We start from the raw sequence: 15,137 nt of genomic DNA, 5'->3' as shown, positions 1-15,137 counted from the left end.
CTAGTTTTGACTATAAAGCTAGGTAGTTACGGAGGGTATCTTAGACCTTTCCTGTTTGTCTATTCTATCCTTTTCAACCAAACGTCTAAGCAAAGCCAGCTCTTGGTTAACAAGAGCTATGAACGGTTCAGGTGAAGTAAACTGAAGAATTCTGTCACCTAATTTTTTTACTACATTTTCTTGTGCAACCTTTCTTAAATTTTTGTTCTCTAGTTTTAGAATATCTCTTTTAGTTTTGCTTGCGTGTCGCTTTTCTCTAAGTCTTTCAAATACCTTACGCACATAAGCCATGCGCTCGTGTAATTTAATTTCAGTAATAGACATCTCGCCCAGTTGTTCTGGGCTTAAATTAGCATCAAGACCTTTGGAAGAACCACTTTTTATCAGATAATTAATCCTATTAGTTCTATGCTTATCAACTGTCTCAGGGTTAACGCCAAATGCTTTAAAAAATAAAGGTGTAACTTCGAAATACTTGTCAATCCACTGGTGTTCACCCTTGGCCCAAACTTGCCAACTTTTATCTGCAACACAAATACCTAGGTCAACAAGATCTTTGAAAGCTCTAGATGCTCTTGTAATGTTAGGTTGAGGTGTATAACTAGGATCTAGTTTTTCTTTTTCAAGTTCAGCGTCACTATATGTAGATAGACCGCAAGCGTCAGATGCATTTCTAATACTAATTTTGACTTGGTGAGTGACTAGATTGATATGTTGACTAAAAACATCTAACAAAGCTCTCATAGCTCTGACACGATCAGGATAAAAGGCTTTACTGCGCTCTGTCCCGTGCCTTAAAAAAACAACCACATCAGAATCAATAATATTTTTATCTTTATTTTTTAAATAAAGATTTTTTAAAAAAACCATTTTTGAAAGTTGTTCGTCGCTGGGATTAAATTCGGGGTTAGGGTTCTTAGCCCTACTTTTAAATGCAGGCATGCTCTATCCCCAACAGTAATAAAAAACTATTAGCAATAGGACAAGATAATAAATTAAATAAAATCATCTCAACTCCTTAAAATAGACCTTTTTCAGACAAAAAGGTGCTTGACCGTTAAGGAATTGAGGTCTAGAATTAGAAGTGCGAATTCAATCTAGTCTACAATTCACCGAATCGGTTTATTGTTAATCGAACAAAATGCCTCGTCTAACGGGGCTTTGTTTTATCTACAGCATTAAAAACTTCAAGCTGCACTCTCAAAAAATTTATAAAATTTATCGTTATCAATATCCATCCCACTAATACCCAACTTAACAGTTAACTTCCAAGCCCCATCGGAGCTTGAAAAAGTTCTAATTTCTGCTTTACTTGCCATCGCAAGATAGGCATTAAGATTTGTTTCAATACAAAATATACGCATAACCAGCTTTTTCATATCAGGATGCGGTAGTAACTCAGCACAAATATCAAAGGCACTGTCTTTTATAAGTGCAACGATGCGCTCTTGGCTTATCAATGGTTGCAAATCACTAGGGGATAAAGCCTTTAAACTTTGCATAGAAATGACCTTAAATAATTAATTACATTAGATACTACATTTAATATTGAAATTTACAAGTTTTTTCAAATAAAAACATTTTATCTTTAAAAATATTTTTATTTGAAAAATAAGGCCGCAGAAGCGGCTCATATTTATTGGGATACATTTCTTAATTTAGAATTATTCAAACTACTTGTAATGGTTTTTAAAGCATTCGCATTTCTGGTGAAACGCTCATGAACAAGTTTTTTGTGTTCAGATAGCTCAAAAACATTTAGCTCAGTTAGTTCCAAGTCGTTTAGTTTGGATAACTTAATACTTAGCGAGTTCGCAATATCAGCACTACGAAGTAAACTTTCTTTTAACAGCAAGTTATCTTCTAATTTTGCTTTTTCAGTAAAATCAAAACTTGTTACCAATGCTAAAACAACTAGTGAATTTTTTTTCTTACTCATAATAACCTCTATCTACGTGTTGAAGGCAGCTCGTAAGCGCCTGTTTTTTTTCTATCATCAATAAAATTAAGTATTTCTGATTCCTGCAATGGCTCTAAATCATTGAGCTCAAGTACTGGATAAGATAATGTTGAATGTAATATAAAAACAGTATTATTACTAGACTTAACTTCAAAACCATCAAGTGACAGCCCCAAATTACAAAGTCCTAAACAAAGCCCATGATTAACCACATTACAGATTTTATGACAAGACATAACAACCTCTATCTACGTGTTGAAGGCAGCTCGCAAGCGCCTGTTTTTTATTTAGGTCAAAGACCAGGTAACAGATAAATTATAACATATTAAATATATAGTAAGCGCCCTAAGGCGCTTTTATAACTAAATTGTTAATTGCTTATCATCGTTAAATAAATCACAGAAAAAATCCCCAAGATATTTACCTAACGCTTCAAATACTGGATAACAAACCGATTGACCCATACACTCATGACTAATCGTTTCAGATAACCCATCAATCAAACTAAGTGTCGCTGCATGCAAAGCATGACAAGCACTGGATAAATATATCAATCACTTATAGATAACCTGCCACCATTCACTGACATAAAATACAACCATACAATGACATATTAATTTAAAGTTACTCTTTAGTTTGTCGTTGACAAATAGGCATTGTCAGTACGCAAATAAAGTAATCGGTAGAATTTCAGTATTTACGATTTAAGGGCTAAATTTCTACCTATTCTAATGTCTGATTTTTCGCTCTAAGCAGAACTAAGCCATCACTAATATAGAAAAAGATTAAAAATTTAAGAGCCTGTTAGCTTCTACTTGACCATAGAAAACTAAAGAGCACTGTTAGAGTTGACAATACCTTAGAAGTATCAGAACAGAACGATGCTTAAATCTGCACCTATGCCAGACCCGATTTCAGAGTCTGATATAGATGAAGATAGCGCACAGGGACAAAATGGAAGTGCAACCTCAATGCTAAAAATTCACATTAAACCATTTTTGTTTTTCCAGAAATGCAATTAACTCATCTCGAAATTTTATTGCTCGTTTTGATAACGCTCTTTTTTTTGGCCACAGAAGTGATATTTCGCGTGGTTCGCCACTCCATAAGGGCAATACCCGCTCTACTTCACCATTTTCAATTTCATTGTAAACCATACTCATCGGCAGAAGAGCTATTCCTGATCCAGCCTTGACCAAGTTTAAAGTAATGCTCATATCGTTACTTATATGATTATGCTTTTTGGGGTAAATATACTTTTCTTCGTCATTTGTTAAAGCCCAGTCTTTGAATAAATTAGCAGCAATACTCGGACAGGATTTTAATTGAGATACCGTTTTAGGTAGAAGTTTTTTATAACTTGGCGATATCACTAATACAGAACTAATCGAGCCGATTTTTTTTTGTACTAGAGATGAATTTTCTTGAGGGCCTGAGCGAATAGCAATATCAATCTGGTTAGAGATTACATCGTCATCTGGGTCACCTAATGTAATATTGAGCAAAATATCAGGGTTATTAACTGTGAAATTTCGCCAGAACTCATTAAGGGGCCCGCTACCGATATTTGTAGGAACCATTACCTTAAGTTCACCACTCAAACTATTGAGGGCATTATCTAAATTTAAAAGTCGTATATCCAGCTCATGTATAAAGCTGGCGGTTTCCTCATAATAAACTTGCCCCGCATTAGTAAGAGTTAGTCCTTTATTAGAACGATGACATAACTCGCACCCTAGTTTTTTCTCTAGCTCGTGTAAACGCCTTGAAACCGTGGCAATAGTCATCCCAAGGCTCTCTGCTCCACGCGTTAAACTTTTCAACTCGGCAACAGTTATAAAAATTTTAAGGTTATCAAGCATTGTCTTTACAAATATGTAAATGGGATTATTAATTCTACGTATATACTACAGATATGTAAGCCCATAAACTATATTCCATCACTTAAAATGAATATAGGAGAAATTTAGATGAAGCATCGCTTTATTTTCGCAATATTAATGTCTTTTGTACTTACTTTTTTTATGTCAGCTTGGGTTACTTATATCAACATGGGTTTGATAAATAGCTTTATCAACTATTGGATGTCCGCGTGGTTTCTAGCGTGGCCAGCTGCTGGAGTTATATCATTTGTCTCAGCACCTAGAATTCATAGGTTAGCTCATGAAATATCAGATAAATTTTAAAACGGCTAAAACCTTTGATAGTTATCCGATAGAATAATTCTTTCATCGGATAACTATTCTATAAACTGTAACACGTGAATTGCTATGATTTACTAAAACCTCAATGGCCGATTTAGTCAGAGTGTTAAATCGAATGATTAAACTCACAGCTCAAAGCTGAGCTTCGGCAAATTGCTATGAGCGGACTATGATAATATTTCGCTAAGAGACTTTCTCATCGTGTCGAAGTGTTAATACTTCAAATCCTGTTTCTGTCACTAAAATGGTATGCTCCCATTGGGCAGAAAGTTTTTTATCTTTTGTCACGACTGTCCATCCATCTTTTTTAGTTTTTACCTTCTTGGAACCTTGGTTGATCATAGGCTCTATAGTAAATGTCATACCCGCTTCAAGTACTAATCCTGTATGCGCTTTACCATAGTGCAAAACTTGCGGCTCTTCATGCATTTCTTTACCAATACCATGACCGCAATATTCACGTACTACACTATAACCAGAAGATTCAGCGTGCTTTTGAATAGCATAGCCAATATCACCAAGCGTTGCTTTTGGCTTTACCACCTTAATACCTTCCCACATAGCATCATAAGTCGTTTTAACCAATCGTTTGGCTTCTGAGCTTGTCGCTGCAAAAGTATACATTTTACTTGAATCACTGATATAACCATTTTTCTCTAAGGTAATATCAATATTTAAAATATCTTTGCTTTTTAACTTATAAACATGATTGGGTACACCATGACACACTACGTCATTAACTGATGAGTTCAATGAATACCGATAGCCATATTGCCCTTTACTAGCAGGACGAGCATGTAACACATTGGTAATATAGCTTTCTACTTTAGTGTCTATATCTAACGTAGTTATGCCTTCGCAAATAAAATCATCAAGCATTTTAAATACTTGAGCTAAAAGCTTTCCTGACTCTCTCATGAGCTCAATTTCTGCATCCGTTTTTACTATTGCTTTATTCATGCAAAAGATCCTGAATAGTAAGCTTTTCTTTTATGAGTTGTTTTTTAATTATTTCATGGTAGGTAAGTGTCGGATTTAACTCAGCAAGCATGCCTATTTTAATCCAAAACTCTGCTTGTGAATTGATAGATCTGGACATGATATTACTCGATTTTCTAATTTCTTCATGCAGCCCATCTGATATTTTCACTATTCCCATTATATATACCGTATATGATTTATGCATGTATCGTATATAATGAAAACATGGATGTCAACTTGGAGGTCTTACAATCAAAAGTGTATTTCTCGGCCACTTCACAAGAAAAATGATTAATAAGCAATACTTTATGCTTGCATTGAATTATATAAGTAATCCTTTTAAACTGCATTGGGGCAGCTGATAAATTTAATGGGTTATGATATGAGATTGAATGTGACAAGAAGTGCGACTAGTATTTTATATAGCGCTATTTTGTATTTTCACTGTATTATTTTTGCACTAGGAATGGTTGAATCTACTTTTTCTGGGTATGAATTAATGAAGGTGATAAGCCCCACGACGGCAATAATTTCACTGTTAATTGCAGGCGTTTTAGCAACCATAAAAAAAGTAAGTCTATATACAAAGAAGTATTGCATCGCAATAGCTACAGTTGCTGCATTGTGTTTTCTATTTATTCAGTTTTCTTTTTTATTTCATATGCAGGTTAATTTCGATCTGGGAAGCCTTGATAACAACCCATTTACTTTATCATTGTACGCCATTTTTATGTTTACTTGTTTTTCAGCAATTACTATCAAAGCTTTTCATAAAAATATAAAAATAAATGAAATGAAAAAAATAAAATTAGTCGTATTTATAGTTGTATTAATCGGTTCAACTGTGTGGCATCAGTCATCTTTGAATCTAGTCAGAACCCAAGATGCTAATGCAAGAGAAAAAATACACTTATTAGAAACAATGATAAACCGCTCTTTGGCTTCACAGAAAAAAGCTCTAGCTAGAATAAAGACTAGAGTAGAAAAAGTTAGTTTTGAAGATTTTATGCGTCTAATTAATATAGACTCAAAAAATTACATTAGTGATTATAATATAATCAAAGGTGTTTTAGTTCTTGATAATGAATTAAATTATATTTCAGGCGATAATTTTTCTAGCAGTTTTTACTTAAATGGAATGCTAGAAAAACCTACAATAAAATTATGGCTTAAAAGAGATAAAGAGGAAGTCCAATTTGCAGCTAACTCATTAACTCTAGACTCCGATATACCAATTTTAATGTTTTTAGCCCCTGTTAAACTTGCGAATCAAAGTCGTTTTTATATATTAAATTTACTAGATATGAACTTATTATTAGAGAAAAGTTATTTAAAATATCTTAGTCGGTATGATACATATTTAGAATTAACTCCAAATGTATACTTTTCAGTAGACTATAAAAATAAAACTCAGTCTGATTTAAACAAGCTAACTAGCCGTTATAACCATTTTATCACTGAAAAAATAAATGTGATGGGTTTAGTTGAACATAATGTCTATACCTTTATCAATGACTATGAAGCAATACACATTGATACCATAATTGATCAATTAATATTATGGTTTACGTTTCTATTTATATTTATTTTTGTACTGGTAGCTGATTCATCAAGAGCCTTAGAGTTTAGTACAAAGCATGATGAATTAACTGGTTTACTGAGATTGAAAGCTTTGGAAGAAGAGTTTCTGCAGCTTAGCTCGGTTAGAGGATATAGTAATTTTGCAACTGTAATAGTTAAACTAGATTTTTATGAAGAGATACATAACTCTCTAGGTTATGAAATCAGTGATAAAATTCTGAAAAAAGCTTCTGAAAGAATAAGTATAAATGTTGACAACCGAGTATTAATTTCTAAGGGAATTAACGATAGCTTTGTTTTATATTTTACAGATACTACACCAGCTATCCTTGAGCAAAAAATTGAGGCTCTAATACTCGATTTATCTAAAGCGTACTGTATAGACACATTTGACTTCAATCTTACTGCAAGTGCTGGAGTGGTATTTTATCAAACCCCCGAATTATTTAATTTTAAGCTTAACCTTCAGCAAGCAAATATAGCCCTTGAAAAATCTACAGAGCTTGGAGGGAATCAAATACACTTTTATCAACAAATAATGGATGATAAACACAGCGAAAAAATTATTATCCGAAATAATTTACACACGGCTCTAAAAAACAACGAATTAGAAGTGTTCTACCAACCTATACATAACTTGAATGGGAACCAAATTGTAGGTGTTGAAGCGCTAGTTAGGTGGTGTTGTAACGGTGAATGGATCTCTCCGGCAAAATTTATCCCTGTAGCAGAAACTACGGGTCAAATAGTTCAAGTAGGTAAACAAGTTTTAAATCAAGTCCTTCACGATATAAAAAAACATTCGCAACTGCAAAATATAACCGTAGCAGTTAATTTTTCAACCAAGCAGATTATTAAAGACAATTTTTCTATCGACTTACTCCATTTACTTACTCAAAATAACATCACATATAAAAATTTCACTGTTGAAGTCACTGAGTCCTCCTTTCAAGAAAAGACATCTATAGAGAAAACATTACTTGAATTAATTAATTCAGGTTTGAATGTTGCTATAGACGATTTTGGGACTGGTTTTTCAAGTTTGTCATATCTTGCTAATCAGCCCGCGAACATTATTAAAATTGATCGAGAGTTTACTCTTGGAGCGGATAAAGATACGAAAGAACGAAAGCTTTTAGATACCATTATCAAAGTTTGTTATGACTTAGGCAAAAAAGTGGTAGTAGAGGGGGTAGAAGATGAAAAGCTAATTACACACTTATCTAGATATAAAGGTATTAGGATTCAAGGATACTTTTTCTCAAAGCCACTTCCAATTGACCACCTTATTGAATATATTAGAGTAGCACAATACAAATAATATTATTTAGTCGTAAATCAAAAGCTTATTAAGTAAGGAAGTTGCTATGTCTTTAACAGTTAAGTCTTATCGTATAGGGAGTGCGTTAAGCCAAAGCGAAGTAGAATGTATGGCTTTTTACGCAGTCGCAGCTATGAGCCCTCACGATGTGTATGGCCCTATGCAACAAAATTTTTTTGCGGAGATGATCGAAAGTTATAAAGTGGGCAAAGGTGAGTTATATATCCTTTCCACCGCTGAAAAGCATTTAAGCTTCGCGTTTTTATTAGATAAATATGATGAGTCCGGTGTTTATCATATCCATTTACTTTCGACTTTCAAAGCTTGTCGCAAAAAAGGCTACGGGAGCTTTCTATTGGATCATATTATAAAGAAATATCCACAACAGGGTATTACCTTAGAAACGCTACCTGAAAGCATAGACTTTTTTAAGAGGAACAGCTTCAAAATAAAGACTGAAAACCTCCCTCATAGCTTTGTCGAAATGGAACTTAACGCTTCCAAAAAAGAAGGTTTTTCAATTGTTAAGCTGTCTCCGACCGTATACGACAAATATAGAGGAATTTTTAACGATACCGCAAAGCGGCTAGGCTACTGAGAAACCCTCAAGCTGTAATGGTCAATATATAGCGTTAGTAATTATATCACCGGATATTACAACAACGTTAGACAGCATTATTATAATGCCGGTTTAGCGCCAAATGAATCTGAGATTAGATACAAAGATTCTAAAACTGTGGCCAAATTTTATTGACCACTACACATCAAACATATGAACAAACACCTACCCAAAAGCGAACACATCAATACCACTGAAATTTAGTCACTCGTAAAAAACTACCGCAAGTGTGGTAAATTTATTTTGACTGTTGTGGTAACTCAGTGGTGTTGTGATGGTAGGTTTTAACGGAATATACATTTGTATATTCCGCACCTTTTTTACCAGCTTTCCGATAAAATTTTACCTGCTCTGCGAAATAGTTTTACCATCTTTGCGGAACAAATTTACCACTTGAGACAAGCAGACATAAAACAAAACCAGCTTTCGCTGGCTTTGGGTTGAGAGCAAATATTCTGCTAGGTTGAATCCTAGCCCCGACTAGCGAGGCTTTGGATTCAATGACTATTTTTTTGTGTAACAAGCAATTTTTTCGTCCGAAACGGAGTTCTGTGAAACCCAAGTTTCGCTTGATAATTTTAGTGTCTTATACTTGGCTTCTGAGTTTTGATTAAGTATATCTTTTAGATTTTCAAGAGAATCTGGAGTTAGCATGCCTAAATCATCGGATTCAATTTGGATATTGACATTTCTTACTTCTTTATATTCGAGTATTCCATCGTCATAACTGTAGTCGCCATCTAAAAAAGCACTAAGCTCTGATTTTTTCCCGCCAATTTCAACAAATTTTATATTTGTGGAAAGGCTATATCTCCCATCTTTTTTAAAGTTAATTTTATCTTCAATAATATTCTCTAGCTCCCCAACACTATACTTACTAGAGCAATACCATGTTTTTTCAACCAAAGATTCGGAGAAAGCCTTTTGACTCATCATTATTAGTAAGATGTAAACGGATAATCGAAGCATTATTTCTTTCTCCTAAGGTTTATGAAAATTTTATAAACACTGGCAACTATTAGCGCTGTATACACAGCCAAGATAAAATAATACATATTGGGTGATGATACTAAACAATATTCCTCACCTCCCTTTGGATTAACACAACCAGATTTAATACCAATACCTATCAAATATATGAAATACAAAAAACAGACAAAGAGTAATACGTTTTCGAAATGTTTCTTATTCTTAACCATACTGCTACCTTACTTGCACCCGCCACCGTAATCGTTTCCGGAACAGGAAGGTTTCATCTCTTGAGGCGGAGAATTTCCTGACGGCTCTCCCTGCACGGCCTTAACTACTGTTGATACAAGCTTACCTACTGCAACTGATACCACCGTCTGAACGACCTTACCTTTACTTTCAGTAGCAGCGTTAGCCGCGCTTCCAGCAGCATCACCAGCTACACCTGAAGCATCTCCATTCAAGACTGCATTAGCTACGTTAATAGCTTTGGATGCTGCCTGAGCTTGAGGGACCGGTACATAGCCCAAAACTTCACCTGCACCTTGAACTTCTTCAGAAGCAACAACATCGCCTACAAGTTCTTTAGTTGCCGTTAAGTCTTGCTTCAACTTTTGCTGAGCACTGCTATGTTGCTTAGCCCATGTTCTAAAGGAGTTTAGAGGATCTGACGTCTTGCCAGTTGGGTCGACAATATTAATTGGATCGTTATGCACGTAAGCATAAAGATTCATCTGATCTTCATAACCCACAGGATCAGTCTGAAGGAATCGACCTAGCTTTGGATGATAAATCCGTGCTTTGTAGTAATATAAACCTATTTCATATAAATATAGCTGCCCTGTGTAACCAAATCGACCTTGGTTTGTATCAGAACTAACGCCATAAACATCATATGAATTTGTAAATAGAACATTTGATTGACTATTACTAGCAGCAATAACACTCATATTATAGTTTTGATGTAAAAAAATACTGTCCGATAAGCTTGTGCCTGCTCCGTTGAACATAACCCAACTTTCATCAGTATATGACCCTGGAACGAATCTATTTACAATACTATTGTTAACATCATATTCAGCAATTACCCTCGAACCATCGTATAAAAATTGCTTAGTAACCCCATTTATTGTCATTTGGTAGAGGCGTCCCATTGGGTCATATTTAAATGAAGCAGAATCATACCCGTATAATGATACCAATCGGTTCTCATCATCATAAGTGTATAAGTAAGTATTATCGCCACTTGTGAAATTTCCATTAATATCATGGTTTACAAATGTTCCAGCTATATCGGTATACTGGTTCAAATTATTTACGCTGTATGAACCAACTTTATTATGATTTCCTTGATACCGGTACCCGATATTACTTACTTGATCCGTGACAATTTGATGTGCTGGATTATATGTTAAGGTTCGATTTACATCATATTGGTTTTGAGCGAAGTCTATTGATAGATTATCTAAGCGATTTATCTCATCATATGAGTATGAAGTTTTTGATCCACCATAGTATTGAAGATAGTCACGCATATTATTTGACTTATACTGTAAGGTGACTAATGTATTACCAGATTGATTAGTAAGAGATTTTACTCGATTCAGACCATCAAATTGGTAATTAAATGACTTGTTGTCTGGAAATGAAATTTGAGTACGATTTCCATTTTTATCATAACTATAATTAACAGTTCTACTATTTGTAGTACCATTGTATCCTTCACCACTGGTTGTTTTTACTAAATTACCTTGAGTATCATAAGTAAAATTTAAAGCGTAGCTATTATTATATTGGCCCTTAACGGCACTCGTCCTCAGCCCTCTTAAATCATATGAATAAACTATATTATCTGATGAATTAGGCATTTTTTTTAATGAAAGAAGGTTAACCTTGTCATAAGTATAACTTATGATTGCCCCATTTCTTTTTCGTTCTTCAATTAAGTTATCACTCATATCATAGGAATTAAATTCATAACTATAATCAGGGTATATAACTTTTTCTAACCTTCCTAAGTAATCATATTCATACTGTGTCGTATTATTTTTTGCATCTGATATATTTTTAACAAGGCCTGGTTGCTCGCTATAATATTCAACTTTTTTATACAATTGCTCAAGTACGGTGCCATAAGCTTTATGAACTTTGGTTATGTTGCCATAGCCATCATACTCATATTTTGTAACCCTATCACTGCCATATTGAGCGCTGCTGCTTGGCGTACAGGCATCGAGTGATGTATTATCAAATGTGCCAGAATTTAGCCTTACTGTTTCACACACGACTCTATCATATGCATCATAACTTATATGTGTAAAAGCAGTTGTATTACTATTAGAACCTCTTAAAGAAATACCCGTTTTTCGGCCATTCCCATCATAAAAGTTTACAGTTTGTGAGGTTCTTGAAAAACCACTCCAGTTTGCAGGGGTAATGTGTTCGTTTTGCCACGATGAAAGCTCTCCATTTTCAGTCTTAATAAGTAAGCCACTCGAATTATCATAGGTATATCGCACCGCAAGAAATTTTAATGATCCACTACTATCCGTCCCAGGAAGGATTTCCCCCACAATATTTCCACCAATATCATAACGATATGCAGTCGTATGTGGTTGGGCAACCTGTGAAGAAAGTGTGTTAAAAGAGATAATCAATAAAATTAAACCAAATGTTTTTATATGCTTTGTAATAGCCATTTTAATATTCTCTCCCTACGTTACAATCTGTGATACCTGATTCAGGTAAACTAACACCAATTCTATTTCCATATATGTTATATCGATAGCATATTGTATAAACATCAGGGTCATCTTCTGCAGACACAGATTCACCAATTAAAAAAAGGTTGTTTGATTGATTACCAAAGCCGTAGTGATATGTAGTAGTAATCTTATCCCCGTTTTCACAAATATTTGAACCAGACATATTACTAGCCCGACAAAAAAACTCAGAACTAATTAAATTTATGGTAGAAGGACTATTAACAATATTACCACCGCTATTTTTATATCTTGCCGTATAACTTTGAGAGGTGTATTGCACTTTTTTTATCTTATTATGTTTGTTGGCTGGATAAGTAGTTGTTTGAGGTAGACCCGAAGCGTATTGATATCTCGTATAAGTATATTCAGGAAAAACACCTAGAAAATTATTATAGTTACTTGATATGGAAGAGGGTTTATTACAGTTTTTAGGGCTACAATACGATGAAGGGTAGCTTAAATCTGTCAGAACACCATCTTTACTTATCTGCTCTAACCTACCCTTACTATCATATGAATAACTTATTTTAACACCATTAAGCTTATTTTCGATTTTCTCAACCTGGTTGTTTAAGTCATTACTAAAAAAAACATTTTTATCCCAAGATTTTATTTGAGTTGGCCCAGTGCTAATTTTTGCAGTATTTGAGTGGACTTTGTAACCCGAAACAACACTCGTTATCCCTTGATATGTATCGCCAATAGCAAAGCTTGTATACATGTTACTTTGTGAATAACCATAAGTAGTTCGTTCAGGTCCAAACGCATATGTAGTAGTTTTACTATTCAGAGTTGCTCTATTTAATATCCCGTGGTCACGATACTCTAACCAAGTAAATGGCGCTGAAGCTTCTACAGAAGCATAGTTTTTATATCCATAAGTTACTTCAGAACCATTCGGTTTAGATATCTTAACTATTCGAGGGAAATATTCGTCATTTAGGTTTGGCAGAATGTTAGTACCCGAATCGCCATATTGAAAGCCTTTTGAAAGGGCTTTATGATAGAAAACAGTCGTTCTTCCAAGATAGTCCGTTACTGAAAACACACTATTACCAATATAAAACGCTCTTGGCATTCCATCTGGCCAGTTATAATAGGCTGTAGGCCAAGTATTTGAGATATCGCAGGTATCAGTTAACAACGGACATATTTCTACTGCATTATTTAATGCAACTATTTTAACTGGATGCTTCGTAGACCATTCCAAAGAATTCGCATTAATATTAGAATTATTGGTAGCGCTTTGTTTGCTGGCTTCTAATGGTCTATTATGTACATTGTATATGTACTTTAACTGTAACCCATTATTTGTAGTGACACTTTTAATAGGACTCGATAAGTAATGGCCTTCTTTATGAATGGTAATGGTAAACCCATCAGGCCGAATAATTTCTTTCATATATCCAAATGGAGCATATGATTGAGAAATAGTGGATGGAATAGTATTTTGCATCCTATACTTCACCAAAGTTCCATCTTCTTTTGTCAGTTGGAATGTTTGACTGTCAATTTTTTCTAACGATACAGGAATGTCCCTTAGTTCTTTCAATTCTCCATTAGCCATAATTTCAAAATTATATGAACTCTCATGATCGAATACAGATATGACTTCGAATGTGCTAAAACCGTTGCTTGATTTACTATACAGCGAGCGTCGAATACCTCCGTAGAACTTATCTTTGTATCCGGGATTATAGGAATCTAAGTTTAAAACATCATTCGCATTGATTGATATTGTGTGTGTCAAACTTAAATTACCATGCCCGATACTAACATCTTTAATGGCATATGAAATCATCCCATTAACCATGTTTACATGCTTTCTATCAACGGCCGTATATATTGGTTCTCCTAGTTTAGGTCCATCATATGACGATGCAATAGATAATTTTATTGATAATAGAAAGAAAATTAAAATTGTAATCTTTAAATAATTTGACATGACGCTATTCCTTTTTTAGTTGCAACTTCCGATACTTACATTTTGTCTATTTCCAGCTTTATCATATTCAAAGTTTCTTTCACCATTAATACTATCTTTAGCACATACAAGCCTTCCTAACTCATCGTATTCATATTCAATCTCAGTGCTAGTGGCTAATGATGAAAAGTTAATGCTGCTAAGTGAAACACCGCCAGTATCATCCTCACCAGAAGTAGAAGCAAAAAAACGGATATCAGTTTCACCAGGGTAGAATTCAAAGTTTATTACTTGTGAGTTCCAATCGCTGTTATTTAAACTTTGTTTAGCTGCATCTATTTTCCAAATCTCTTTCCAATTCCCTTCATGGTAAACTTCGAGGCCTAAAACCCCTTTTTCTATACTTTTAGTTTGATACTCAAAACTGAGTGAGTTAGTGGTTACTTTATCTTTTTGTAATAAAGCCGACTTTGTGCTGTAAGCGCTTACACTGCCATTTTTCAAAAAGAATGTTTGATTTTGTTTGCTTTTACCTGACCGATTAAAATTAGCATTTGCTATTGATTTAATTGTAAATGATGACTTTCCGGCATTTTTGAAACCCGTCAAATTCTGGTCATCTTCAGATAAAGTTTTCGCATTAGCCGTAAAAGCCAAAGAAATTATTGTTAGACCTAGTGTAAGATTCATTTGATTTACTCCTTGTATATGGGGTCTAAATTTATAATATAATACCGAATTGTACCTGTAAACATAACTTTAAAAAATTGTAATCTCCCGTGGTCAGCGCCACTTAAGTCGAGATTTCGCGGT

General features: G+C 34.3%; 14 protein-coding genes and 1 pseudogene. 4 read left to right on the top strand and 11 right to left on the bottom strand.

Features of this window, described 5'->3' with window-relative positions:
- Positions 1-18: 18 nt before the first annotated feature.
- The 5 genes from repA to CXF64_RS19890 all read right to left on the bottom strand — a co-directional run bounded on the left by repA (position 19) and on the right by CXF64_RS19890 (position 3,822).
- Entirely contained in the window at positions 19-942 is a 924-nt protein-coding gene (gene repA / locus CXF64_RS19910; RefSeq protein WP_101217893.1) for a plasmid replication initiator RepA, read from the bottom strand.
- A 245-nt stretch (positions 943-1,187) separates the two neighbouring features.
- Positions 1,188-1,502: a hypothetical protein gene (locus tag CXF64_RS19905; RefSeq protein ID WP_101217892.1), complete on the bottom strand. Its 315-nt coding sequence runs from the start codon at positions 1,500-1,502 to the stop codon at positions 1,188-1,190.
- A gap of 134 nt (positions 1,503-1,636) precedes the next feature.
- The gene (locus CXF64_RS19900) at positions 1,637-1,939 is read right to left on the bottom strand and encodes a hypothetical protein (RefSeq protein WP_101217891.1); all 303 of its coding nucleotides are present in this window, start codon (positions 1,937-1,939) and stop codon (positions 1,637-1,639) included.
- A gap of 8 nt (positions 1,940-1,947) precedes the next feature.
- Positions 1,948-2,196 (bottom strand): hypothetical protein, encoded by a 249-nt coding sequence (locus tag CXF64_RS19895; protein WP_154904009.1) that lies wholly within the window; start codon positions 2,194-2,196, stop codon positions 1,948-1,950.
- Between the two features lie 738 nt (positions 2,197-2,934).
- Positions 2,935-3,822, bottom strand: coding sequence for a LysR family transcriptional regulator (locus tag CXF64_RS19890; RefSeq protein WP_010554121.1), 888 nt, complete (start codon positions 3,820-3,822; stop codon positions 2,935-2,937).
- Positions 3,823-3,930: 108 nt separating this feature from the next.
- On the opposite strand from CXF64_RS19890, the gene CXF64_RS21025 reads away from it, so the two are divergent.
- Positions 3,931-4,146 (top strand): DUF2798 domain-containing protein, encoded by a 216-nt coding sequence (locus tag CXF64_RS21025; protein WP_010554120.1) that lies wholly within the window; start codon positions 3,931-3,933, stop codon positions 4,144-4,146.
- A 201-nt stretch (positions 4,147-4,347) separates the two neighbouring features.
- Here the strand turns inward: CXF64_RS21025 and map are convergent, their stop codons facing one another.
- Both map and CXF64_RS19875 read right to left on the bottom strand, forming a co-directional pair.
- Entirely contained in the window at positions 4,348-5,124 is a 777-nt protein-coding gene (map, locus tag CXF64_RS19880; protein WP_101217889.1) for a type I methionyl aminopeptidase, read from the bottom strand.
- A complete protein-coding gene (locus tag CXF64_RS19875) occupies positions 5,117-5,323 on the bottom strand; it encodes a ParD-like family protein (RefSeq protein ID WP_024596935.1) in 207 nt (68 codons plus the stop codon). The genes map and CXF64_RS19875 overlap by 8 nt, the downstream gene beginning before the upstream one ends.
- 204 nt (positions 5,324-5,527) lie before the next feature.
- On the opposite strand from CXF64_RS19875, the gene CXF64_RS19870 reads away from it, so the two are divergent.
- From CXF64_RS19870 to CXF64_RS21020, 3 genes and pseudogenes are all read left to right on the top strand, one after another.
- A complete protein-coding gene (locus CXF64_RS19870) occupies positions 5,528-8,047 on the top strand; it encodes a putative bifunctional diguanylate cyclase/phosphodiesterase (protein ID WP_232783817.1) in 2,520 nt (839 codons plus the stop codon).
- A gap of 46 nt (positions 8,048-8,093) precedes the next feature.
- The gene (locus tag CXF64_RS19865; RefSeq protein WP_101217888.1) at positions 8,094-8,645 is read left to right on the top strand and encodes a GNAT family N-acetyltransferase; all 552 of its coding nucleotides are present in this window, start codon (positions 8,094-8,096) and stop codon (positions 8,643-8,645) included.
- Between the two features lie 33 nt (positions 8,646-8,678).
- Positions 8,679-8,801 (top strand): annotated as a pseudogene (locus CXF64_RS21020) (IS3 family transposase); the annotation flags it as partial.
- 369 nt (positions 8,802-9,170) lie between these two features.
- On the opposite strand, the gene CXF64_RS19860 reads toward CXF64_RS21020, so the two are convergent.
- The 4 genes from CXF64_RS19860 to CXF64_RS19840 all read right to left on the bottom strand — a co-directional run bounded on the left by CXF64_RS19860 (position 9,171) and on the right by CXF64_RS19840 (position 15,014).
- Entirely contained in the window at positions 9,171-9,635 is a 465-nt protein-coding gene (locus tag CXF64_RS19860; RefSeq protein ID WP_101217887.1) for a hypothetical protein, read from the bottom strand.
- Between the two features lie 239 nt (positions 9,636-9,874).
- Positions 9,875-12,334, bottom strand: a complete 2,460-nt coding sequence (locus tag CXF64_RS19850) for an RHS repeat domain-containing protein (RefSeq protein ID WP_101217885.1) — start codon at positions 12,332-12,334, stop codon at positions 9,875-9,877.
- 1 nt (position 12,335) lies between these two features.
- Positions 12,336-14,345, bottom strand: a complete 2,010-nt coding sequence (locus CXF64_RS19845; RefSeq protein WP_101217884.1) for a hypothetical protein — start codon at positions 14,343-14,345, stop codon at positions 12,336-12,338.
- Between the two features lie 15 nt (positions 14,346-14,360).
- Positions 14,361-15,014: a hypothetical protein gene (locus tag CXF64_RS19840; RefSeq protein ID WP_101217883.1), complete on the bottom strand. Its 654-nt coding sequence runs from the start codon at positions 15,012-15,014 to the stop codon at positions 14,361-14,363.
- Between the last annotated feature and the right edge of the window lie 123 nt (positions 15,015-15,137).

Origin of the sequence: Pseudoalteromonas sp. GutCa3 (genome assembly GCF_002836155.1) — a bacterium.
Classification (GTDB): domain Bacteria; phylum Pseudomonadota; class Gammaproteobacteria; order Enterobacterales; family Alteromonadaceae; genus Pseudoalteromonas; species Pseudoalteromonas arctica.
Note: the sequence above shows the minus strand (reverse complement) of the source record. Positions and strands in the feature narration are given on the sequence as shown.